The organism is Mycobacterium sp., assembly GCF_046091765.1.
Taxonomy (GTDB): domain Bacteria; phylum Actinomycetota; class Actinomycetes; order Mycobacteriales; family Mycobacteriaceae; genus Mycobacterium.
The window spans coordinates 1-22,725 of record NZ_JBJTCF010000098.1 but is presented as its reverse complement, the minus strand read 5'-3'; the positions used below and the strand labels follow the sequence as shown (position 1 = coordinate 22,725).

Annotated in this window: 18 protein-coding genes; 10 read left to right on the top strand and 8 right to left on the bottom strand. The window is 69.3% G+C overall.

Annotated features, from left to right (window positions below; all coding sequences use genetic code 11):
• Nucleotide 1 precedes the first annotated feature (1 nt).
• Nucleotides 2-1,885: an ABC transporter ATP-binding protein gene (locus tag ACKOB8_RS10835; protein ID WP_526377221.1), complete on the bottom strand. Its 1,884-nt coding sequence runs from the start codon at nt 1,883-1,885 to the stop codon at nt 2-4.
• Complete coding sequence (locus tag ACKOB8_RS10830; RefSeq protein WP_526377220.1) at nt 1,882-3,627, bottom strand: ABC transporter ATP-binding protein; 1,746 nt, start codon at nt 3,625-3,627, stop codon at nt 1,882-1,884. Before ACKOB8_RS10830 ends, ACKOB8_RS10835 begins: the two co-directional genes overlap by 4 nt.
• A 93-nt stretch (nt 3,628-3,720) precedes the next feature.
• Here ACKOB8_RS10830 and ACKOB8_RS10825 point away from each other — a divergent pair, with 93 nt between their 5' ends.
• The gene (locus ACKOB8_RS10825) at nt 3,721-4,278 is read left to right on the top strand and encodes a DUF3558 family protein (protein ID WP_526377219.1); all 558 of its coding nucleotides are present in this window, start codon (nt 3,721-3,723) and stop codon (nt 4,276-4,278) included.
• Entirely contained in the window at nt 4,275-4,817 is a 543-nt protein-coding gene (locus ACKOB8_RS10820; protein WP_526377218.1) for a DUF3558 family protein, read from the top strand. The genes ACKOB8_RS10825 and ACKOB8_RS10820 overlap by 4 nt, the downstream gene beginning before the upstream one ends.
• A 46-nt stretch (nt 4,818-4,863) precedes the next feature.
• Here the strand turns inward: ACKOB8_RS10820 and ACKOB8_RS10815 are convergent, their stop codons facing one another.
• Nucleotides 4,864-5,340 carry a SixA phosphatase family protein gene (locus tag ACKOB8_RS10815; RefSeq protein WP_526377240.1) on the bottom strand — a complete coding sequence of 159 codons (477 nt, stop codon included), beginning with the start codon at nt 5,338-5,340 and terminating at the stop codon, nt 4,864-4,866.
• Between the two features lie 91 nt (nt 5,341-5,431).
• Between ACKOB8_RS10815 and ACKOB8_RS10810 the strand changes: the two genes are divergently transcribed.
• Nucleotides 5,432-6,607, top strand: a complete 1,176-nt coding sequence (locus ACKOB8_RS10810; RefSeq protein WP_526377217.1) for a metallophosphoesterase — start codon at nt 5,432-5,434, stop codon at nt 6,605-6,607.
• Nucleotides 6,604-9,216, top strand: a complete 2,613-nt coding sequence (locus ACKOB8_RS10805) for an AAA family ATPase (protein ID WP_526377216.1) — start codon at nt 6,604-6,606, stop codon at nt 9,214-9,216. The genes ACKOB8_RS10810 and ACKOB8_RS10805 overlap by 4 nt, the downstream gene beginning before the upstream one ends.
• A 21-nt stretch (nt 9,217-9,237) precedes the next feature.
• Here the strand turns inward: ACKOB8_RS10805 and ACKOB8_RS10800 are convergent, their stop codons facing one another.
• Entirely contained in the window at nt 9,238-10,611 is a 1,374-nt protein-coding gene (locus tag ACKOB8_RS10800; RefSeq protein WP_526377215.1) for a wax ester/triacylglycerol synthase domain-containing protein, read from the bottom strand.
• A gap of 168 nt (nt 10,612-10,779) precedes the next feature.
• On the opposite strand from ACKOB8_RS10800, the gene ACKOB8_RS10795 reads away from it, so the two are divergent.
• Nucleotides 10,780-12,018, top strand: a complete 1,239-nt coding sequence (locus ACKOB8_RS10795) for an alpha/beta hydrolase (RefSeq protein WP_526377214.1) — start codon at nt 10,780-10,782, stop codon at nt 12,016-12,018.
• On the opposite strand, the gene oppA is transcribed toward ACKOB8_RS10795, so the two are convergent.
• Nucleotides 12,008-13,660 carry an oligopeptide ABC transporter substrate-binding protein OppA gene (gene oppA, locus ACKOB8_RS10790; protein ID WP_526377239.1) on the bottom strand — a complete coding sequence of 551 codons (1,653 nt, stop codon included), beginning with the start codon at nt 13,658-13,660 and terminating at the stop codon, nt 12,008-12,010. The genes ACKOB8_RS10795 and oppA overlap by 11 nt on opposite strands.
• A gap of 106 nt (nt 13,661-13,766) precedes the next feature.
• On the opposite strand from oppA, the gene ACKOB8_RS10785 reads away from it, so the two are divergent.
• A complete protein-coding gene (locus tag ACKOB8_RS10785; RefSeq protein WP_526377213.1) occupies nt 13,767-14,564 on the top strand; it encodes a CDP-diacylglycerol pyrophosphatase in 798 nt (265 codons plus the stop codon).
• Here ACKOB8_RS10785 and oppD read toward each other — a convergent pair whose 3' ends face one another.
• Genes oppD through oppB form a run of 3 tightly spaced genes read right to left on the bottom strand, consistent with a single transcriptional unit; the run spans nt 14,565 to nt 18,291 of the window.
• Nucleotides 14,565-16,400, bottom strand: coding sequence for an oligopeptide ABC transporter ATP-binding protein OppD (oppD, locus tag ACKOB8_RS10780; RefSeq protein WP_526377212.1), 1,836 nt, complete (start codon nt 16,398-16,400; stop codon nt 14,565-14,567).
• A complete protein-coding gene (gene oppC, locus ACKOB8_RS10775) occupies nt 16,397-17,317 on the bottom strand; it encodes an oligopeptide ABC transporter permease OppC (protein WP_526377211.1) in 921 nt (306 codons plus the stop codon). Before oppC ends, oppD begins: the two co-directional genes overlap by 4 nt.
• Complete coding sequence (gene oppB / locus ACKOB8_RS10770) at nt 17,314-18,291, bottom strand: oligopeptide ABC transporter permease OppB (RefSeq protein ID WP_526377210.1); 978 nt, start codon at nt 18,289-18,291, stop codon at nt 17,314-17,316. Before oppB ends, oppC begins: the two co-directional genes overlap by 4 nt.
• A gap of 103 nt (nt 18,292-18,394) precedes the next feature.
• Here oppB and ACKOB8_RS10765 point away from each other — a divergent pair, with 103 nt between their 5' ends.
• The 4 genes from ACKOB8_RS10765 (at nt 18,395) to ACKOB8_RS10750 (ending at nt 22,459) form a co-directional block, all read left to right on the top strand.
• On the top strand, nt 18,395-18,886 hold the full coding sequence (locus tag ACKOB8_RS10765) for a beta-class carbonic anhydrase (RefSeq protein ID WP_526377209.1): 492 nt from the start codon (nt 18,395-18,397) through the stop codon (nt 18,884-18,886).
• Nucleotides 18,887-18,957: 71 nt separating this feature from the next.
• Nucleotides 18,958-19,884: a sulfate adenylyltransferase subunit CysD gene (cysD, locus tag ACKOB8_RS10760; protein ID WP_526377208.1), complete on the top strand. Its 927-nt coding sequence runs from the start codon at nt 18,958-18,960 to the stop codon at nt 19,882-19,884.
• Nucleotides 19,884-21,734, top strand: a complete 1,851-nt coding sequence (gene cysN / locus ACKOB8_RS10755; protein WP_526377207.1) for a sulfate adenylyltransferase subunit CysN — start codon at nt 19,884-19,886, stop codon at nt 21,732-21,734. Before cysD ends, cysN begins: the two co-directional genes overlap by 1 nt.
• Nucleotides 21,731-22,459 (top strand): 3'(2'),5'-bisphosphate nucleotidase CysQ, encoded by a 729-nt coding sequence (locus ACKOB8_RS10750; protein ID WP_526377206.1) that lies wholly within the window; start codon nt 21,731-21,733, stop codon nt 22,457-22,459. Before cysN ends, ACKOB8_RS10750 begins: the two co-directional genes overlap by 4 nt.
• Nucleotides 22,460-22,725: the final 266 nt, after the last annotated feature.

Here is a 22,725-nt window from a genome sequence, read left to right as displayed (position 1 = left end):
CTCAGGCCCGGGTCATCCGCCAGTAGGCGCCCTTGCGTTCCAGGAGCTCGGCGGGGCTGCCGACCTCGACGATCCTGCCCGCCTCGAGGACTGCGATCACATCCGCGTCCCGGATCGTCGACAGCCGATGAGCGATGACGAAACTCGTTCGGCCCCTGCGAAGTTCGGCCATGGACTGCGCAATCAGCAGCTCGGTGCGACTGTCCACCGAGCTGGTCGCCTCATCGAGGATCAGCAATTGCGGTCTGGCGAGGAACGCGCGGGCGATCGCAATAAGTTGGCGTTCACCGGCGCTGAGCGCCGCGGAGTCGTACCCGACCGGAGTCTCCAGCCCCGAGGGCAGCGAGCTCGCGAAGCGGTCGACGTAGGCCGCACGCGCCGCCGCAAGCACGTCGGCGTCGCTGGCACCGGGCCGACCGTAGGCGATGTTCTCGGCGATCGTGCCGGCGAACAGCCAGGTGTCCTGCAGCACCATCCCGATCCGGCCGCGCAGGCTGTGTCGGCTCACCGATCTGATATCGACGCCGTCAAGCAGGATCCGGCCCGCGTCGACGTCGTAGAACCGCATCAAGAGATTGACCAGAGTCGTCTTCCCGGCTCCGGTCGGGCCGACGATGGCGACCGTGCTGCCCGGTTCGGCGACCAGTGAGAGGTCGTCGATCACCGTCTGGCCGGGCAGGTAGCCGAACCGGATGTTCTCAAACTCGACCCGGCCGCCGCCGGGCGGCAACTCCGCGGCGGGCGAGGGGGACTCCTCCGGCTCGTCGAGGAACTCGAAGACCCGCTCGGCGCTTGCCACCCCGGACTGCAGGGCGTTGTACATGGCGGCGATCTGGGTCAGCGGCTGGTTGAACTGGCGGACGTATTGGACGAAGGCCTGGATGCCGCCGAGGGACACCTGGCCCGTGGCCACCTGGTAGCCGCCGATGACCGCCACCGCGACGTAGCTGAGGTTGCCGATCAGCATGGTCGCCGGGGACACCAAACCGGACAGGAACTGGGCCCCGAGACTGGAGTGATAGACGTCGGTGTTGAGTTCGTCGAAGCGCTGCTGCGCGGCGGCGCGGTGTCCGAAGGTCTTGACCACGGCGAAACCGCTGTAGGTCTCCTCGATGTGCGCGTTGAGCCGGCCGGTGTTGGCCCACTGCGCGACGAAGAGCCTGCGTGATCGCCGGGCGATCGAGCTGGTCAGCCACAGCGAGAGCGGCACCGTCGCGACGGTGACCAGCGCCAGTAGCGGTGAGATGACCAGCATCATCGCCAGCACCGCGACGATGGTGAGGATGGCGGTCAGCAACTGGCTGATCGTCATCGACAGCGAGGTGGCGACGTTGTCGACATCGTTGGTGAGCCGGCTGAGTACCTCGCCGCGCTGGCGGGAGTCGAAGTAGGACAGCGGCAGCCGGTGGATCTTGTTCTCGACTTCCGTCCGCAGCATCGCCACCGTGCGCTGCACGATGATGTTGAGCAGTCGGGCCTGCGCCCAGATCAGCAGGGTCGCAAGCAGATACAGCGCAAGCGCGAGCAGCAGCGTGCGACCGACCGCGGCGAAGTCCACCCCGCGCCCGGGTACGACGTCCATCCCGGACAGCATCTTGGCGAAGTTGCTCTCGCCGCGGGCCTCGGCGGCGGCGACCGCCTGCTCCTTGGTCAGCCCGGCGGGCAGCCGGCGGCCGATGAATCCGTTGAACAACAGGTCGGTCGCGTGACCGAGGATGCGCGGTCCGATCACCGAGATCGCGATGCCGCCGACCGTCAGTGCGGTCACCGCGGCGGCGTATCGGCGCTGCGGACCGAGCCAGCCGAGCAGGCGCAGCGCTGATGACCTGAAATCTTGCGACCGGGCGCGGTCGGGACTCAGCAGCGCCGGGCGGGGGGCGGTCACGGCGCGCCCCCGACACCGGTGCCCACGGTCTGGGAGTCGACGAACTCGGCGTAGGCGGGGCACCGGGCCAGCAGCGTCTGGTGTGTTCCGGCACCGACCATCGTTCCGCCGTCGAGGACGATCACCTGGTCGGCGTCGACGACGGTGGAGATGCGCTGAGTGGCGATGATGACCGTCGCGTCGCCGGTCGCCTCGCGCAGCGCGGCGCGGACCCGTGCGTCGGTGTGGACGTCCAGGGCGGAGAAGGAGTCGTCGAAGATGTAGACGGCCGGTCGGCGGATCACCGCCCGGGCGATCGTCAGCCGCTGGCGCTGTCCGCCGGAGAAGTTGACCCCGCCCTGGGCCACCCGCATCGCCAGTCCATCGGGATGGGCACCGATGAATCCGTCGGCGTCGGCAACCCGCAGGGCGGCCCACATCTCGTCCTCGGTCGCGTCGTGCTTTCCGTAGCGCAGGTTGTCGGCGACCGTGCCGCTGAACACATAGCCGCGTTGGGGCACCAGGCCGACCGCCGACCAAAGGTCGTCGAGATCGTAGTCGCGGATGTCGATTCCGTCGACGCGTATCGATCCGGCACTGACGTCGTAGAGCCGGCAGATCAGCGAGACCAGGGTGGTCTTGCCCGACCCCGTTCCGCCGACCACAGCGGTCACCGACCCCGGAGCCGCAGTGAACGAAATCCTTTCCAGCACAGCACGTTTAGCACCCGGATACGAGAAACCGGCACCGTCGAGTGTGACCACGCCGCGGATACCCGTCGCGGGGTGGTGCGGGGACGGCGGACTGGTGATCGCCGGAGCGGTGTTGAGCACGTCGAGGATTCGCTCGGCACAGATCGAGGCCCGCGGGAGGATCACCAGGACCAGGGTGGCCATCAGTACAGCCATCAGGATCTGCATGAAATAGGACAGGAAGGCGATCAGCGAACCGACCTGCATCTGGCCGGCGTCGATACGCAGGCCGCCGAACCAGATGAGTGCGACCGTCGAGATGTTGATCGTCAGCGTGGTGACCGGAACCAGCAGGGCCTGGACCCGGCCGGCGGCCAGGCCGGTGTCTGCCAGGGCGAAATTGGCGACCGCGAAGCGTTCCCGTTCGAGGGGCTCGCGGGTGAAGGCGCGGATCACCCGGATGCCGGAGAGCTGTTCGCGCACGACCCGGTTGAGGCCGTCGATGAGGCGCTGCATGCTGCGGAAGATCGGCAGCATCCGTGCGGCGATCAGATAGTTGCCGATCGCCAGGACGGGCACGCTGATCGCCAGCAGCCAGGCCAGGCCGGCGTTCTCCCGCAGGGCCATCACCACGCCGCCCACGCACATGATCGGTGCGGTCACCAGGACGGTGGCGGTGGTCTGCACCAGCAGCTGGATCTGCTGGACATCATTGGTGGTGCGGGTCAGCAGCGACGCGGCGGAGAATCGGTCGATCTCGGGTTCGGAGAATCCCGTGGCGTGGTGGAACATCGCGGTCCGCAGATCACGGCCGAAGCCCATCCCGGTCCGCGATCCGAAAAACACCGCCCCGATCGCGCACAGGCCCTGCAGGGCGGTCACGGCCAGCATCACCAGCCCGAGTCGGGCGATCAGCGCGGTGTCACCCCGGGCGACTCCGTCGTCGATGATCGCCGCGTTGACGGTGGGCAGATACAGCGATGCCAGCGCGCTGACGGTCTGCAACGCCATCACCGCCGCGACCGGCCACCGGTACGGGTGCACGAATTGCCGTAGCACCGCCAGGAGCATCCCGCTACTGTCCCATACCTGCGGCCGGGGTAAAAGGGCAGGTCAACTGGCCTGCGAGGGGGTCACTCCCCGGCTGCCGCTACAGTGCATCCTGTGAGGCACGCGGGGCGAATTCCGACGGCTGTGGTGATCGCGGTCGTCGCGGCGCTCGCCGCGGGCGGGTGCTCCGAGGGGGGTGCGGCGCAATCGGGCAGCGGCGGTGGCCAGGACGCGCCGGTGTCGATGGGCGTCAAACACGGCCCGATGTTCACCCAGTGCGGGGGAGTCAGCGACGAGGCGATCGGTCAGCTGACCGAGGTGGGCGGCCTGGTCAACACGGCGGTGAATTCGGTGGGATGCCAGTGGCTGGTCGGCGGCGGGATCCTGGGGCCGCACTTCTCGTTCACCTGGTTCCGCGGCAGTCCGATCGGGCGTGAACGCAAAACCGAGGAACTGTCCCGGACCAGCGTCGAGGACGTCACCATCGAGGGTCACAGCGGGTTCATCGCGATCGGTACCGATCCGATCATCGGGGACAACCTGTGCGAGATCGGGATCCAGTTCGACGACGACTTCATCGAGTGGTCGGTCAGTTACGCCGAAAAGCCCTTCCCGCCGCCCTGCGACGTGGCCAAGGAGCTGACCCGGCAGTCGATTGTGAACGCGAAGTGAGCCGGGGGACGCGGGCGGGGCTGGCCGCCGTGTGTGCGCTGGCGGTGTTGACCGGTTGTGCGCGCACCGTGGACGGAACCGCGATGAAATCCGGTTCGGGCAGCACGCCGCGCAACGACAACTCGGCTCAGCAGTACCCGAATCTGCTCAAGGAATGCGACGTCCTCACCACCGACGTGCTCGCCAAGACCGTGGGTGCCGATCCGCTCGACATTCAGAGCACCTTCGTCGGAGCGGTCTGCCGCTGGCAGGCGGCCAACCCGGCTGGCCTGATCGACATCACCCGGTTGTGGTTCGAGCAGGGCAGTTTGGACAACGAACGTCGGACCGCCGAGTCGCTGAAGTATCAGATCGAGAACCGCACGATCGCCGGCGTCACCTCGATCGTGATGCGGACCGGTGATCCCAACGGCGGCTGCGGGGTGGCCAGCGACGCGGCCGGTGTGGTCGGCTGGTGGATCAATCCGCAGGCGCCCGGTATCGATGCGTGCGGTCAGGCCATCAAGCTGATGGAACTGACGCTGGCCACCAACTCCTGACCGCCACCGGCCCGGAGCCGGTCCGGTGCCGGTCGGGCTCGGGCGCTCAGCGTGGAATGTGAAACGACACCAACTCGGCTCTGCTGAGGGTCACGTCGGCCCACCCGCCGGACATCCGCAACACCGCCAGCCCCGAGGTCGGGAACTTCATGGCGATCCGTTCGAGCGCCTCGTCGTCGCTGCCGGGACGGGCGGCCAACGCGAGTGCGACCCGGCTGATGGTGGGCTCGTGGCCAACGACGAGCAGCGTCGTCACCTCGTCGCCCACGCCGCTGATCTCGCCGATCATCGTCGCCGGGGTGGCCCCGTAGAGCTGGTCGAGATACCTCGCCGGTGCGGCGATACCGGACCGGGTCAGCGTCTCGCGGGTCCGCGCCGCCGAGGAGCACAGCACGGCGTCGATCGGCCCGATGTTGCTGCGCAGCCAGTCGCCGGCCAGGCCGGCCTCCCGGATCCCCCGCTTCGCCAGCGGGCGGTCGTGGTCGGCCACGCCCTCGGGATAGCCCGACTTGGCGTGTCGCATCAGCACCAGGGTCCTCACCCGTACCAGGTTAAGGCACTCGCCGCGACGGGTCCCCGGAGTTGTCGGAGCACCGCCCTACACTCGCCGGACGATGAGATTCCTGCACACCGCGGACTGGCAATTGGGCATGACCCGCAGCTTCCTGGACCCCGAGGCCCAGGCCCGCTTCGCGGCTGCCCGGCGTGACGCCGTCGCCGCGCTCGGGCCGCTCGCCGCGCAGACCGGTGCCGAGTTCGTGGTGGTGGCCGGCGACGTCTTCGACGCCAACCAGCTCGCGCCCAGGGTCGTCAGCCAGGCGCTGGAAGCCGTCCGCGCCATCGAGGTGCCGGTGTATCTGCTGCCGGGCAATCATGATCCGCTCGATGCCGCGTCGGTGTACTCCAGCGCGATTTTCCTGCAGGAATGCCCCGCCAATGTGACGGTGCTCGACCGCGCCGGCAGCTGGGATGTGCGGGCCGGTCTGCAGATCGTCGCCGCGCCGTGGCGCTCCAAGCGGCCGACGACCGACCTGACGGCGGGCGTGCTCTCCGAGTTGCCCGCCGACGGCACCGCCCGGATCCTGGTCGCGCACGGCGCGGTCGATGTGCTCGACCCCGACCCCACCAACCCCGCCCTGATCGGGATGGCTGGGCTTTCCGAGGCGCTGCGCCGCTCAGCGGTGCACTACGTGGCACTCGGCGACAAGCACTCGCGAACGGCCGTCGGCGACAGCGGCCGGGTCTGGTACTCCGGTGCGCCTGAGGTCACCAACTACGACCACCGCGAAGCCGACTCCGGTCACGTCCTGCTCGTCGACATCGATCTGGCCGACCCGGAACACCCGGTGACCGTCGAATCCCATCGGGTCGGCAGTTGGCGATTCGTCACGCTCAGCCGCGAACTCAACACCGGCCGCGACATCACCGACCTCGGGCTCAATCTCGACGAGTTGCCGGACAAGGACCGCACCGTGGTCCAACTCGCGCTCGCCGGCACGCTCACCGTCACCGATCGGGCGGCGCTGGACGCCTGCCTGGACAAATACGACCGGCTTTTCGCCGCGCTGCACACCTGGGACCGGCACACCAATCTGGTGGTGATGCCGGCCGACGACGAGTTCGACGACCTCGACATCGGCGGATTCGCCGCGGACGCGGTCGCCGAACTGATCGAGGTCGCCCGCGGTTCGCAGGCAGACGAGGCTGACGCCGCCCGCGCAGCGCTGGCTCTGCTGCTGCGGTTGCGCGCCGACGTGGACAGTGCCGCACACCAGCACGGTGTCGCATGATTCTGCACAGGGTGCGGCTGACCAACTTCCGCGGCGTGGCCGACCGCGAGATCGTTTTCCCGCAGACCGGTGTGGTGGTGGTGTGCGGTCCGAATGAGGTCGGCAAGTCATCCGTCCTCGAGGCACTCGATCTGCTGCTGGAGCACAAGGACCGCTCCACCCGCCACAAGGTCATGAGCGTCAAGCCGACGCACGCCGACGTCGGCGCCGAGGTGGAGGCTGAGATCAGTACCGGCCCCTATCGGTTCGTCTACCGCAAGCGGTTCCACAAGAAGCACCGCACCGAGTTGACGCTCATCGCACCGGCGCGCGCGCAACTCAGTGGCGACGAGGCGCACGAGAAAGTGCACGCCATGCTCGCCGAGACGGTCGATACCAAGCTGTGGGAAGCCCAGCGGGTGCTGCAGTCGGCGGCCACCGGTGCGGTCGACCTCTCCGGCTGCGATGCACTGTCGCGCGCATTGGACGCCGCCGCCGGTGCCGTCGCCGCACCGTCCGGCGCGGAGTCGCTGCTCATCGACCGGATCGACGCCGAGTTCGAGCGGTACTACACCCCGGCGGCCGGCCGTCCGGCGCGGGAATACAAGGAAGCGATCGCCGCCCGGCAGGACGCCGAGCGCGAGGCCCAACGGTGCCGGGACGCCGTCGCCGATGTGGAGGAGCGGGTCGCTGAGCACGAACGGCTCAGCAGTGTCCGCCGAGAGTTGGCTGCGCAGCTGGGTCCGGCCGCGACGAGGTTCACCGCCGCGCAGCAGGCCCAGGCGGCCGTGCAGGCTCTGGCCGAGCAGTGGTCCCAGGCACGGCTGGTAGCCGAGGCCGCCGCGGCCACCGGTGCGGCGGCCGCCTCGGCTTTGGCGCTGCGCGCGAAACTCAAAGCCGACTTCGACCGGCGCGCCGCCGCCGTCGCCGACCTCGCCCCGAGCCTGGCTTCCGCCGTCGCCGAGCAGGCCGCCGCGCAGCAGAGCGCGGAGGCTGCGGTGCTGGCCCGCGATCAGGCGGAGGCCCGGGTGTCTGCCGCCCGGGAGCTGCTCGATGCGGCCCAGGCCGCCGCCGCGGCGTGCGAGGCGCGCGAGCAGGCCGTCCGGCTGGCCACCCGGGTGGAGCGCATCGATGACACGCAGCGTCGTCTGCAGGAGATGCAGGACCACCTCGCCGGTCTCACGCTCACCGACGAGGTGCTGACCGAGATCGAGCAGAGTTGCGCACTGGTGACCCAGCTGGAGGCGCAGCTGAACTCCGATGCCGGCACCGTCGAGCTGACCGCCGCCGCGGACCTTGAGCTCACCGTCGACGGCGAGCCGCTGGTCCTGGCGGCGGGCCAGTCATGGACGGTGCCGCCCTCGGTGCCACTGACCGTGGCGTTGCCGGATGTGCTGAGCGTGCGCGTCGATCCCGGTGCGGGCACCGCCGCGCTGCGCGTCCAGCTCCAGGACGCGACGCAGGCCAGGACGCACGCGCTGGCCAGGGGCGGGGTGGCCGGACTCGCCTCCGCGCGACGGGTCGCCGAGCAGCGTCGTTCCCTGGTGGGCTCGTGCGCGGAGCTCAGCGCGACCCTGGCCGCCCTGTGCCTCGGTGAGGATGCCGAGGACCTCCGAACCCGGCTCGCCCAGCTGCGCGCGGCGTCGAGCGGCCCCGAGATCGACGCCGCCGCTGCCGCCGCCGCGTCGCGCAGCGCGCAGGAGGCTCTCGATCAGGCCAGGGCCGACGCCGAGGCCCGTCAGCTCTCGCTCACCGCCGCCACGGGTGCGCTGACCGAGAAGTGCACCGCGGTGACCCTGGCGACCGAGCGGCACCGCTGCGCGGAAGCGGAGCTGACGGGGGTGCGCGAGCTTCTGCACGCGTCGCGGGCCGCGGCCTCCGACGAGGCTGTCGCCGCCGCCGCGCAGGCGGCCGCCGAGGCCCAGCGCCGCACCGCCGAGACCGCTGCGGCGCTGGCGGAGCGCGTCGAGGCAGCCAACCCGTCCCAGGTCGAGGCCGAACTCGCCGCCGCCACCAATGCCCGGGACCTGATCACCGGCGAACTGGCCGCGGTCGAGAAAGACCTCGATGCGCTGTCGGCGCAGCTCGAGGTCATCGGCACCGAGGGCCGCCAAGGTCAGCTCGATGAGGCCGAAAGCGAGTTGGAGCGAGTCCGCGCCGAGCACGACCGTGTCGCCGCGCGGGCCCACGCCGCCAAACTGCTCCGCGAGACCATGGCCCGCCATCGCGACGACACCCGGCAGCGCTACGTGCGGCCCTACCGCGCGGAGCTGGAGCGGTTGGGCCGGGTCGTTTTCGGTTCCAGCTTCGAAGTCGAGATCGACACCGACCTGGTCATCCGAAGCCGCACCCTCGACGGGAAGACGGTTCCCTACGAATCGCTTTCCGGCGGGGCCAAAGAGCAGCTGGGCATCCTGGCGCGGCTGGCCGGCGCCGCCCTGGTCTCCGCCGACGACACCGTCCCGGTGGTCATCGACGACGCGCTCGGCTTCAGCGACCCCGACCGGTTGACCCGGATGGGCACCGTGTTCTCCACCGTCGGCGACCGCGGTCAGGTGATCGTGCTGACCTGCCAGCCCAGCCGCTACCGGGGAATCGCCCAGGCCGAGGTCATCGAACTCAGCGCCTGAACAGGGGTGCGGGTAGTCGGGCTAGGTGGCGAGCGCGAGTACCTCGTCGAAACCGGCGATTAGGCAGTCGCGGAACTCGTCGAAGTCCGGGATCGCGCCGGTGTCGACGTCGATGCCCAGCGCGCAGGTGTCGACATAGGTCAGCAGGGTGACGTTGACCGCCGAGCCGATGGTCGGGCCGAAGGCGTACTGCACCAACACCTTCGCGCCGCCGAGATACACCGGCACCGGAATCCCGGGCACATCGCTGGCCAGAAAGTCGACGTTGCGCAGGATGGATCCGATGTACCAGCGGGGCATCAGGTTCAGCGCGCCGGCGATGATCTGGGTGTAGGGAATCGACCTCTCGTGGCGCACCCGGTCGGTGCGCTCGTGGATCTCACTGATCCGCTCAGCGGGGTCGGCGACGCCGACCGGGACGTCGAAGCGCATCAGGGTGATCCGGTTGCCGCCCATGTCGTCGCCGTCCTGGCGAAGGCTGACGGGCATCGTCAGATGCAGTTCGCCCACGGTCACGCCGTGCTTCTCGTGGTAGCGCCGCAGCCCGCCGGCGATACCGGCGACGAAGGCGTCGTTGAGCGACCCGCCGCTGCGATGCGCGGCATCGCGCAACCCCGCCAGTGGGACCTCGTGCACACCGAGTTGGCGCAGCAGCGAACGCTGGGTCATCAGAGGCGAACCGGGATGGCTGACCGGACGCACCGTGCGGTACACCGACGCCGCGAGTTCGGTTGCCGACGCGGCCGTCTGCAACGGGTGGCGGACGGAGTTGTAGAGCAGTTTCGGGCCACCGGTCACCGTCTCGGTGACGGCCCGGCGCAGCAGTCCGAGGTCGTAGCGCACCGTCTCGACGTAGTCGCCGAGAAGTCCGCGCTGCTCGACCGCCGGCGAATCCGCGGAGGTCTGTACCTCCTGGACGTCGCGAGGTTCGGCGGTCAGGTCGAAGAGGGTCATCGCGATCTGGACCCCGCCCACACCGTCGGTCAGGGCGTGGTGGAACTTGCACAGCACGGCGGCACCGCCATCGACCAGATCGTCGATCAGCGTCACCTCCCACAGCGGCCGCGCCCGGTCGAAGTCGTCCATCGCCGCCACTCTGGCCATCTCCAGAACAGCGTCGAAGGTGCGCGGCGCGGGCGCCGAAACCCGGCGCAGGTGGAAGTCGGGGTCGAAGTTGGGTGCGACTTCCCAGCGCGGGGGTGCCGGGGGCGGGGAGTCCACCACCCGACGGCGGAACATCGGCAGCGTGCGGCTGACCACCCTGAAGCGGGAGCGCACCACGTCCCAGTCCGGCGCCGCCTCCAGCCGGATCACGCTGACCACGGTGGAGCGCAGCCGCGGATCGGTCTCCATCGACCAGGTGAAGGCGTCACCTTGACGCATGAACTCGGTCATCTCCCCTCCAACGTAAAGCCGTCGAAGCGCCGCGTCACGGGTTGGCGGCAAGTGGTGACTTTCTCCCCTAATCCATCCCCTCACGCATTCCCCAATCCACCGCCCCGCCCCGCGCGGCACTCGGCGCGCCGGTCACAATCGGGAGATGGCAGGGTCGCTGATGAGCCGATGAGTAGCGCCGCGCGCCGCCGCGCGCACGGCCGTCTCGCCGCCCTGCCGGGGGTGCGGGCGGTCCGCCGCCCCGCGGCCCCCGGCGCTGACGGCCCCGGCTTCGACCTCTATTACGTGCGCGTCGGGCGTAAGAGCACCCACCCGATCGTGATCGTCCCCGGCGGACCCGGCATGGCCTCGATCGGTCCCTATCAGGGACTGCGACGGCGCGCGGCGGCGGCCGGCCTGGACGTCATCATGGTCGAGCACCGCGGCGTCGGCCTGTCGCGCCGCGACGCCTCGGGGGCCGACCTGCCTCCTGAGGCGCTGACCATCGAGCAGGTCATCGACGACATCGCCGCCGTCCTCGACGACGCCCGGGTCGCTCAGGCCGTGGTCTACGGCACGTCCTACGGCAGCTATCTGGCAGCGGGACTGGGGGTGCGCCATCCGGCCCGGGTGCGCGCGATGATTCTGGACTCGCCCGTGCTGGGGCGTGTCGACATCGAGATCGTCCGCCGCGCCCTGCGTGCGCTGCTCTGGCACGGCGAGGACCCGGGGACCGCAGAGCTGGCCGCCAAGGTCCGCCGGCTGGTCGATCACGGCCAGCTCACGCCGGCGGATGCCCAGCTGGCCGCCACCGTCTACGGCATCGGCGGGCCGCGGCTGCTCAGCGCCCACTTCGACCTGCTGCTGGGCGGCCGACGGTTGCTGTGGACGGCGCTGGAGCGCATTGGCCGGCGGATGGCCAACCACACCGCGCCCTACCGTTTCGAGGCCGACCTGGTCGGGCCGATCGGTTTCCGTGAACTCAACTTCGGCGGCGTCCCCGACGGGCAGCCGCTGGATCCGGCGATCGCCATGCGGGAACACCCGGCCGGGGACATTCCGTTCCAGGGCGAGCCCTTCGACCTGATCGCCGCGCTGCCCGGGTTCAGCTGGCCGACGGTGGTGCTCTCCGGCGGGCGGGACTTGACCACCCCGCCCGCGGTGGCCGAACGCGTCGCCGCGCTGGTGCCGGGGGCGGCCCTGGTGCGACTGCCGACCGCGGGCCACAGCGTGCTCGACACCCGCGAGCGCGCCGCGCTGCGGGTCGCTGCCGCGGTGCACGCCGGACACGCGGCCGACCTGCCGTCGCAGGGCGCCGCGCTCGACGCGCTGCCCGGCCGGCCTGCGATGCGCCTGACCCGAACCGCGATCGGGGCCGCCGTCAGGCTGGAAGCCGCGCTGCCGGGGCTGCGCCTTCCTACTTCATGAACCCGATCGTGCTGTAGTCCAGGTCGCCCAGTCCCGCAGGTCCGAAATTGGCCAGCTTGCTGCGCACCGCGACGTTGCCCGGGGACTGGAATAACGCCAGGCTGAAGACCTCATCCCACAGCATGGCGTCGACCTCGTTGGCCAGCGCGCGGGCTTTGACCGGTTCCAGCTCGTCGAGGACTTCCTCGACCTTGGCGTCGATTTCGGGGCTGGAGATCTTGCCGAAGTTACTCTCGGCGCCGGTGGTGAAGATTTGGTTGAGGCAGCACAGCGAGAACGCGTCACCGACCCAGGAGAACTGAGTGACATCGAAGTCGCCGACGGTGACGTAGCGGCTGAAAAAGCCGTCCGCGGCCTTGACGTCCAGTTCCATCTTGACCCCGATCTGGGCCAGGCTGTTCTGCGCGACCTGCGCCACCTGTCGACCGCTCTGCGAGTCATAGAGCACGTTGCGGATCACCAGCTGCCTGCCGTCCTTCTCGCGGAACTCGCCGTTGAGTTTCCAGCCCAGGGCGTCCAGTTCGGCCTTGGCCTTCTCCGGGTCGAAGGCCACCACCGCGCTGTTGTCCTGATAGCCCTCCTGGCCGGCGACGAAGACGTGGTTGCCCAGCGGCGTCGGGTTGTCGACCAGTCCGCGCTGGCTGACGTTGACGATCGCCTGGCGGTCGATGCCTTTGGCGACGGCTTGGCGCAGGGCCTTGTCGGCGAGGATCGAACCCGGCGCTCCGTTGAACGTCAGGTGATACCAGGACGGGCCGGGCGCGCGACGGATCGAAACGCCCTCGGTGCGCTGGGCGATCGTGAGCTCGTCAAGGCTGGCGATGCCGGTCGCGTCGATGGTGTTGTTCTGCAGCGCGGGGATACGGGCGGCGTCGTCGAGGACCAGGTAGGTGATGGTGTCCAGCAGTGGCGGGGTGCCCCACCACTTCGGGTCTCGGGTCAGCGTCACCCGCTTCGCGGTGCGGTCCACCGCGGAGACGACGAACGGCCCGGCCGACGGGCCCGGCTTGTCGAGTTGTCCTTTGTTGAAGACATCCGGGTTGGCGGTCATGCTCTTGGGCAGCAGCATGGTGTTGCCGGCGAACATCCCGCGCCACTCCGGATAGTGCTGGGCGAAGGTGACGACCGCCTGACGGTCATCCACGCCGCGGGTCACCGACCCGACCCGATCGGAGCCGTTGGGGGAGGCGATGGCGAACGCGTCGTCCTTGCCGCTGGTCGCGTTGATCTGGGCGGCGATGTCCTCCCAGGTGATCGGTGTTCCGTCGGACCAGGTTGCCTTCGGGTTGATCGTGTAGGTGACCACCTGTGGTTCGGTGCTGGTGAGTTCGACGGCTGTGAAGTAGTCGGTGTCGACCTTCATCGATCCGTCGGGTGCGATGGCGAATGCACGCGGCATGGTTGGCCGCACCATCGAGGCGGTATCGGCCTCATTGCCGTCGATATTGAGGGTGTTGAAGTTCGACGGCAGCGCGCCGACCGACAGCCGCAGATCACCGCCCTGCTGCAGGGTCGCCGGATCCTGCGGGTTGGTGTCGCTGGCCGAGCCGAGTTCGGCGTTGCCGCCGGTCGACCCGGCGTCGCGGTCGGGCGCGGAGCAGCCCGCCAGCACGGCGGTCGTGACCGCTGTCAGGGCTACCATCCGGCTGGCCCGGCGGCGAAGAGTCTCAATCACGGGTCGTCTCCTGGTGTCGGCCGATCGGTCGGTCAAATGCTAGTCACCTCCGGCCCCGACGTATCGTCGGTCGGTGCGATCTCGGCGCTGCTCGGCGGTAGCCCTCGCCGTGGTGGTGATGCTCGGTTGCTGCCCTGCGAGCCCGGCCGCAGCCGACCCGGATGTCCTGTGGAGACTCGTGCACGATCAGTGCGTCCCGGCGTTCGTGCGCACCTCCGATCCGGCTCCCTGTGCGGCGCTCGATCTGACGGCGGGGGAGGATCGCGGCTATGCGATCGTCAAGGACCTCCAGGGAGCCCGGCAGTTTCTGCTGATTCCCACCGCCCGCATCGCCGGCATCGAAAGCCCGGCGCTACTCGATCCGGCCACCCCGAACTATTTCGGCATCGCCTGGCGTGCGCGTTCCTTCACCGAGGCCGTCGCAGGCGGGACGCTGCCGCGGCACTGGCTAAGCCTTGCCGTCAATTCCGCGGTCTCACGCTCCCAGGATCAGTTGCACATCCACATCGACTGCCTGCGGGCCGATGTGCATGACGCTGTGGTTCGCTACGCCGACCAGGTGGGCCCGACCTGGGTGTTCTTCCCGGTTCCCCTGGCCGGGCAGACCTTCAGTGCGATGACCGTCGCCGGTGAGGATCTTGACGGCCACAACCCGTTCCTCTTGCTGGCCGAGGGACTGCCGGGAGCTTTCGACGAGATGGGTCGGCACACCCTCGCCGTGGTCGGAGTCGACCGCGCTGACGGCGCTCCGGGGTTTCTGATTCTCGCCGCGACCGCCGAGCGCCCGGAGACCGCGGTCGGTGCAGAGGATCTGCAGGATCACACGTCCTGCCCCGCACCGCTGCCGGCGGGTCCGTCCACTGCGAAGTGACTAGCGGCGGGACGGGTCCGGCTGGGGGATCGCGGCCAGCAGTTGGCGGGTGTACTCATGCTGCGGGTTGGCGAAGACGTCCTCGCTGTCGCCGTACTCGACGATCGCCCCCCGGTGCATCACCGCCACCCGGTGGGCCAGATGTTTGACCACGGACAGGTCGTGGGAGACGAACAGATAGGTGAGGTCGAACTCGCGCTGCAGATCCAGCAGCAGGTTGATGATGCCGGCCTGAATCGAGACGTCCAGCGCTGATACCGGTTCGTCGAGCGCGAGGATCTTGGGCTGCAGGGCCAGCGCGCGGGCGATGCCGATGCGCTGTTTCTGGCCGCCGGAGAACTCGCCGGGGTAGCGGCTGGCGTCGGCGCGGCGCAGACCGACGATCTCCAAGAGTTCGGCCACCCGGTCATCGGTGGCCGCCTTGTCGAAACCGTTGGCGCCGAGCGGTTCGGCGAGGAGGTCGAACACCGGCAGCCGGGGATCCAGCGAGGCCACCGGGTCCTGGAACACCACCTGGAGGTCGCGACGCAACTCCCGGCGCCGCGCCGCGGTGAGGGTGGCGACGTCGTTGCCGAGGATCTCGATCGAGCCGGACTGCGGGGCGCGCAGTTCCAGGATCTCGTGCAGGGTGGTCGACTTGCCCGATCCCGACTCGCCGACGATGCCCAGGGTGTGGCCCTGCTGCACCTCGAAAGAGATCCGGTCGACCGCGCGCACCTCGCCGATCTGTCGGCGGAACACCACCCCCTTGGTGAGCCGGTAGGTCCGGGACAGCTCCCGCACCCGCACGACGACATCCGCGTCCCCGTCGTGTGCCGTCGTCGGCGCCGTGGTGGCCACCTCGTAGATCTCGGCGGCGCTGCGCCCGGTGACCCGATCGGTGCGGATGCAGGCCGCCCGATGCCCCGGCCCGACGCTCGCCAGTGCGGGCTCGTCGGCGCGGCAGTCGTCGATCACCAGCGGGCAGCGCGGCGCGAACGGGCACCCGGGCGGCAGCGCCACCATCGACGGCGGCACCCCGGGGATCGGCACCAGGCGTTCGCCGCGCGGAGCGCTCAGCCGGGGCACCGACCCCAGCAGACCCGCGGTGTAGGGCATCCGGCGGTCGGTGTAGAGGCTCTCGACACCGGCCACCTCGACCGCCCGCCCGGCGTACATCACCAGCGCCCGATCGGCGAACTCGGCGACCACGCCCAGGTCGTGGGTGATGATCAGCACCCCGGCGCCGGTGACGTCGCGGGCGGTCTTGAGTACCTCAAGGATCTGGGCCTGCACGGTGACGTCGAGCGCGGTGGTCGGCTCGTCGCAGATGATCAGGTCGGGATCATTGGCGATCGCGATGGCGATCACCACCCGCTGGCGCTCGCCGCCGGACAGTTCGTGCGGGAAGGCCCGCGCCCGCTGCTGCGGCTGGGCGATGCCGACCAGTTCGAGCAGCTCGACGGCCCGCTGTCGGGCCTGGGGCCTGCCGACCTCGGGGTGGTGCACCCGGATCGCCTCGGCGATCTGGTCGCCGACGGTGTAGACCGGGGTGAGCGCGGACATCGGGTCCTGGAACACCGTGCCGATGCGCCGGCCGCGGATCCTCGACATCTCCTCGTCGGGCATGCCGAGCAGCTCTTCGCCGTCCAATCCCACCGAACCGCTCACGCGGGCGTATTCGGGGAGCAGGCCGATCGCCGCCATCGCCGCCGCCGACTTACCTGAGCCGGATTCACCGACCATTGCCACCACCTCGCGCGGTGCGATCTGGTAGCTCAGGCCGCGCACGGCGTGCAGGTCGCCGTCATCGGTCGGGAAGGTCACCGACAGGTCGGTCACCGAGAGCAGCGTCATCGCTGGGTCTTCCGCCGCTGCAGGTGCGCGCTGCCCGGGTCCAGTGCGTCGCGCAGTCCGTCGCCGATCAGGTTGGCGCACAGGATGATCGTCACCAGCACGCCGGCCGGGAACAGGAAGATCCACGGGAAGGTGGTCGCCGACTTGGTGCCGTCGGCGATCAGCGTGCCCAGCGAGACGTCCGGCGGTTGAACGCCGAAACCCAAAAAGCTCAGACCGGTTTCGGCCAGGATCGCGACCCCGACGTTCAGCGCGGTATCGATGATCAGGATCGAGGCGACGTTGGGCAGGATGTGGCGGACGATGATCCTCCGGTTCGGCACGCCCATGTACCGCGCGGCCTGGACGAATTCGCGCTCGCGCAGGCTCATCGTCAGTCCGCGCACGATGCGGGAGGAGATCATCCAGCTGAATGCCGCCAGCAGCACGATCAGCAGCGCGATGTTCGCCGAGTTCTTGGTCCGCGGGCTGGTGATCGCGATGAGGATGAAGCTGGGCACCACCAGCAACAGATCGACCACCCACATCAGCACCCGGTCCCGCCAGCCGCCGAAGTAGCCGGCGATGGAGCCCACCGTGGCCGCGATCAGCGTCGAGATCACCGCCACGCTCACGCCGATCAGCATCGACTTCTGCATCCCGCGCAGGACCTGCGCGAACAGGTCCTGCCCGATGGCGTTGGTACCGAACCAGTGCTCGGTGGTGGGCGGGGACTGCAGGGCGGAGAAGTCCAGATCGGTGTAGGAGTAGGGCAGCAGCGGCGGCAACGCGTAGCAGCCGATGAACAGCACCGCCAGCACCACCAGAGCGCCGACCGCCAGCCCGTTGCGGACGAAACGCCGCGCGACCAGTGTGCGTCGGGAGACGAACTCGGCCGGCTCGGCCGTCCCGTCGGAGGGTGCGGTGGGCGAGCTCATGTCACCCGCACCCGCGGGTCGAGGAGGGCGTAGATGACGTCGGAGAGCAGACCGGCCAGTAATACGACCGCCCCGGAGAAGACCGTGATCGCCGCGACGATGTTGGTGTCCTGGGTGGCGATGCCCTGGACGACCCACTCACCCATGCCGTGCCAGCCGAAGATCTTCTCGACGAACACCGCGCCGGTCACCAGGCCGGCGACGCTGTAGGCGAACAGTGTCGCCATCGGGATCAGCGCGGTGCGCAGCCCGTGTTTGAACAGGGCCTGCCGTCGGGTCAGTCCCTTGGCCCTGGCGGTGCGGATGAAGTCCTGGCCGAGCACGTCGAGCATGGCGTTGCGCTGGTAGCGGCTGTATCCGGCGATCGCCATCAGCGCCAGGGTGAGGGTGGGCAGCACCAGGTGCTGCAGCCGGTCGAGGAACTGGTTCCACACCCCGCCGGCGACGTTCGGCGACGTCTCGCCGGTGTACTCGAACAGCTGCACTCCCAGTACCGAGTTGACCCGCAGGGCCGAAAGAATCAGCAGGTTGGCGATCACGAACGACGGCGTGCTGATGATGAGCAGCGACAGCAGCGTGATCACCCGGTCGGACAGTCGGTACTGGCGGATCGCGCCCCAGGCCCCGACCACCACGCCGATCACGGTGCCCAGCACCGAGCCGATCACCAACAGCCGAAGGCTCACGCCGATGCGCCGCCACAGTTCCTCGCTGACCGGCTGCCCGCCGACCGTGGTGCCGAAGTCGCCGCGCACCGCACCGGAGACCCAGTGCGCGTAGCGCAGCGGCACCGGCTTGTCGAGGTCCAATTCAGCGGCTTTGGCGTCGATCACCGCCTGCGGTGGTCGGGGATTGCGCTGCAGCAGGCTGTTGAGTGGAGTGAAGGTGTAGGAGGTCAGGGTGAAGGTGAGGAAGGACGCCAGCGCCAACAGCACCAGGTAGTTTCCGAACCGGCGCGCCAGGAACCGGGTCATCGGAGCCTGCGCGAGCGTCGCATGCAGCACACGTTAGGGCATTTCCGCTCAGGCTGATTCACCCTCGTGCGCGGGCGAGCGGTGGTGGGTAGCATCAGCGGCCGTGACTGTCACCGACGAGTACCTGAAGAACAACGCCGCCTACGCCAAGACCTTCTCCGGCCCGCTGCCGCTGCCGCCGAGCAAACATGTCGCCGTGGTCGCCTGCATGGATGCCCGGATGAACGTCTACGGCATCCTCGGACTGGCCGAGGGTGAGGCGCACGTGATCCGCAACGCCGGCGGCGTGGTGACCGACGACGAGATCCGCTCGCTGGCGATCAGCCAGCGGCTGCTCGGAACCCGCGAGATCATCCTCATCCACCACACCGACTGCGGCATGCTGACCTTCACCGACGACGACTTCAAGCGCGACATCCAGGCCGAGACCGGGGTCAAGCCGCAGTGGGCCGCCGAGGCCTTCGGGGATGTGGAGGAGGACGTCCGGCAGTCGCTGCGCCGCATCCAGAACAGCCCGTTCGTCACCCTGCACACCTCGCTGCGGGGATTCGTCTTCGACGTCGCGACCGGGAAACTGCACGAGATCACGCTCTAAGCCGCATCGCTTGACCGCCCTTTGCAGAGCGGGGTAAATTGGGTTGAACTTACCAACTTTGCGAGGAAATAATGGCCCCTCAGAGCCTCACCCCTGCGGCGGGGCAGTACGAGCTGACCCAGCTGCGCGCGCTGGAAGCCGAGGCGATCCACGTCATCCGTGAGGTGGCGGCCGAGTTCGAGCGGCCGGTGCTGCTGTTCTCCGGCGGCAAGGACTCCATCGTGATGCTGCACCTGGCCATCAAGGCCTTCGCCCCCGGCCGGCTGCCGTTTCCGGTGATGCACGTCGACACCGGCCACAACTTCGACGAGGTCATCGCCACCCGCGACGAGCTTGTCGCGGCGCACGGACTGCGTCTGGTGATCGCCAGCGTCGAGGACGACATCGCCGCCGGCCGGGTTGTCGACAACGGCCCGTCGCGCAACCCGCTGCAAACCGTGACCCTGCTGCGGGTGCTGCGGGAGCACCGTTTCGACGCGGCCTTCGGCGGAGCACGGCGCGACGAGGAGAAGGCCCGAGCCAAGGAACGGGTGTTCAGCTTCCGCGACGAATTCGGCCAGTGGGACCCCAAGGCTCAGCGCCCGGAGCTGTGGAACCTCTACAACGGCCGGCACCGCAAAGGCGAGCACATCCGGGTATTCCCGCTGTCGAACTGGACCGAGTACGACATCTGGGCCTACATCGGCGCGGAGGGCATTGGGCTGCCCGCCATCTACTACGCCCACCGCCGCCCGGTGTTCCGGCGCGACGGCATGCTGCTGGCGGTCCACGAATTCATGCGGCCGGGCGCCGACGAGGAGGTTTTCGAGACCACCGTGCGGTTCCGCACCGTCGGCGACGTCACCTGTACCGGTTGCGTGGAGTCCACCGCGGCGACCGTCGAGGAGGTGATCGCCGAGACCGCGCTGTCGCGGCTCACCGAGCGCGGCGCTACGCGCGCCGACGACCGCATCTCCGAAGCCGGCATGGAGGACCGCAAGCGGGAGGGCTACTTCTGATGGCGACGCTGCTGAGGATCGCCACCGCGGGAAGCGTCGACGACGGCAAGTCCACCCTCATCGGCCGGCTGCTGTATGACTCCAAGGCGGTGATGGAAGACCAGCTTGCCGCCGTCGAGCGCACCTCGGCCGAACGCGGCAACGACTACACCGACCTCGCGCTGATCACCGACGGTCTGCGGTCCGAGCGCGAGCAGGGCATCACCATCGACGTCGCCTACCGCTACTTCGCCACCGCCAAGCGGAAATTCATCATCGCCGACACGCCGGGCCATATCCAGTACACGCGCAAAATGGTCACCGGAACCTCCACCGCGCAGCTGGTGATCGTGCTCGTCGACGCCCGCCACGGCCTACTGGAGCAGTCGCGCCGGCACGCGTTTCTCGCCGCGCTGCTCGGGGTGCGCCACGTCGTGCTCGCAGTCAACAAGATGGACCTGATCGACTGGGATGAGGAGCGCTTCACCTGGATTCGCGAAGAGTTCCACGCCTTCGCGGCCCGTCTGGACGTTCACGACGTCACCACCATCCCCGTTTCAGCGTTGCACGGCGACAACGTGGTCACGAAGTCCGGCCACGCGCCGTGGTACGACGGACCGCCGCTGCTCAGCCACCTGGAGGACGTCTACATCGCCGGTGACCGCAACCTGATCGACGTGCGTTTCCCGGTGCAGTATGTGATCCGCCCGCAGACCCACGAGCACGCCGACCACCGCAGCTACGCCGGCACCGTCGCCAGCGGCATCATGCGGCCCGGCGACGAGGTGGTCGTGCTGCCGAGCGGAAAGACCAGCCGGATCGCCGCCCTCGAGGGCCCCTCCGGGCCGCTGACGGAGGCCTTCCCGCCGATGGCGGTGTCGGTGAGCCTCGTCGACGACATCGACGTCTCCCGCGGCGACATGCTCGCCCGCCCGCAGAACCAGCCCGTCGCCACGACCGAGTTCGACGCCACCCTGTGCTGGATGGCCGACGACGCATCCTGCGAGCCCGGCCGCGACTACGTGATCAAACAGACCACCCGCACCACCCGCGCGCGGGTGACCGCGCTGGACTATCGCCTCGACGTGAACACCCTGCACCGGGACAAGAGCGCGACGGCGCTCAAGCTCAACGAACTCGGCCGGGTCAGCTTGCGCACCCGCGTGCCGTTGCTGCTCGACGAGTACACCCGTAACGCCGCGACCGGTTCGTTCATCCTCATCGACCCGGATACCAACGTGACCGTGGCGGCCGGCATGGTGCGCGACACCGTGCCGGTCTCCGGCCGGTCGGCGTCGCCGAACACGGTGCGCCACCGATCGCTGGTGAGTGCCGCCGACCGGCTGACGAAGGGCCGCACGGTGTGGTTCACCGGGTTGTCCGGATCGGGCAAGTCCTCGATCGCGGTCCTCGTCGAGCAGATGCTGCTCGAACACGGCTCGCCCGCCTACATCCTGGACGGGGACAACCTGCGTCACGGGCTCAACGCCGACCTCGGCTTCGCGATGGCCGACCGGGCCGAGAACCTGCGCCGGCTCGCCCACGTCGCCACCCTGATGGCCGATGCCGGGCTGACGGTGTTGGTTCCGGTGATCAGCCCGCTGGCCGAACATCGCGACCTCGCCCGGACGGTCCACGGCGCGGCCGGCATCGAGTTCTTCGAGGTGTTCGTCGACACCCCGCTGGAGGACTGCGAGCGGCGCGACCCCAAGGGTCTCTACGCCAAGGCCCGGGCGGGGGAGATCACCCACTTCACCGGCATCGACAGCCCGTATCAGCGGCCGAAGAACCCGGATCTGCGGCTGACTCCCGAGCACACCGCCGCCGAGCTCGCCCAGCAGGTGATCGACCTGCTGGAGTCGCGGGCGTGAACGATCACGATCTCGCCGCCGGCCTGGCCACCGAAGCGGGAGCCCTGCTGCTGCGAGTGCGGCGAGAGCTGGCGGATGCGCCCGAGTCCGAGCGAAAAGCACAGGGCGACAGCGTGTCTCACCGGTTCCTGATGGAGCGGCTGGCCGGCGCGCGACCCTCGGACGCGGTGCTCTCGGAGGAGGGCGCCGACGATTCAGCCCGACTGGTCGCCGAACGCGTCTGGATCGTCGACCCGCTCGACGGGACCCGCGAGTTCGCCGAAACAGGTCGCGACGACTGGGCGGTGCACGTCGCGCTCTGGCAGGACGGCCGGCTGGCCGCCAGGGCGGTCGCGCTGCCCGCCCAGGGAATCACCCTGGCCACCCCCGCGGTGGCGCGCCCGGCGCCCGGCCCGGCGGCCCCGCGGATCCTGGTGTCACGCTCCCGTCCGCCGGCGGTGGCCGCACGGGTGCGCGAGAGCGTCGGCGGCACACTGGTCGAGATGGGTTCGGCAGGGGCGAAGGTGGCGGCGGTGATCACCGGCCGGGCCGAGATCTACGTGCACGCCGGCGGGCAGTACGAGTGGGACTCCGCCGCGCCGGTGGCGATCGCCCGGGCCGCGGGACTGCACACCTCGCGCATCGACGGCTCGCCGCTGCGGTACAACCAGCCCGACCCGCTGCTGCCCGACCTGGTGGTGTGCCGCGCCGAGTGGGCCGATGCCGTCCTGGCGGCGCTGCGCTAACCAGTCCACTGGCCGAGATCAGGGCGGACGGTGAACTCGCTGATGGAAAGACATGGCTGCCGTCCAGAGTGCCCAACCTGCAGTTTGCTATGACTTTCGGACACTGCCGCCCGAAAAGTTTGCGTTAAGGCTTTTCTCAGGTAACGTGAGGCAACGACCCGACGATGAATGCCTGACGGTCCGACGACGCAACCAGCCCCAGCCGACCACCCGGTCGAGCACCCAGCAGAAGGAATTCCCATGCAGATCTCCCTTCGTTCCCAGAT

Coding starts and splice junctions, on each gene's coding strand:
- ACKOB8_RS10830 (WP_526377220.1), bottom strand. CDS start 3,627: ATGCTCCTGGCGGTGCTACGGCAATTCGTGCACCCGTACCGGTGGCCG.
- ACKOB8_RS10815 (WP_526377240.1), bottom strand. CDS start 5,340: ATGCGACACGCCAAGTCGGGCTATCCCGAGGGCGTGGCCGACCACGAC.
- ACKOB8_RS10810 (WP_526377217.1), top strand. CDS start 5,432: ATGAGATTCCTGCACACCGCGGACTGGCAATTGGGCATGACCCGCAGC.
- ACKOB8_RS10805 (WP_526377216.1), top strand. CDS start 6,604: ATGATTCTGCACAGGGTGCGGCTGACCAACTTCCGCGGCGTGGCCGAC.
- ACKOB8_RS10800 (WP_526377215.1), bottom strand. CDS start 10,611: ATGACCGAGTTCATGCGTCAAGGTGACGCCTTCACCTGGTCGATGGAG.
- ACKOB8_RS10795 (WP_526377214.1), top strand. CDS start 10,780: ATGAGTAGCGCCGCGCGCCGCCGCGCGCACGGCCGTCTCGCCGCCCTG.
- oppA (WP_526377239.1), bottom strand. CDS start 13,660: ATGGTAGCCCTGACAGCGGTCACGACCGCCGTGCTGGCGGGCTGCTCC.
- oppD (WP_526377212.1), bottom strand. CDS start 16,400: ATGACGCTGCTCTCGGTGACCGACCTGTCGGTGACCTTCCCGACCGAT.
- oppC (WP_526377211.1), bottom strand. CDS start 17,317: ATGAGCTCGCCCACCGCACCCTCCGACGGGACGGCCGAGCCGGCCGAG.
- oppB (WP_526377210.1), bottom strand. CDS start 18,291: ATGACCCGGTTCCTGGCGCGCCGGTTCGGAAACTACCTGGTGCTGTTG.
- cysD (WP_526377208.1), top strand. CDS start 18,958: ATGGCCCCTCAGAGCCTCACCCCTGCGGCGGGGCAGTACGAGCTGACC.
- cysN (WP_526377207.1), top strand. CDS start 19,884: ATGGCGACGCTGCTGAGGATCGCCACCGCGGGAAGCGTCGACGACGGC.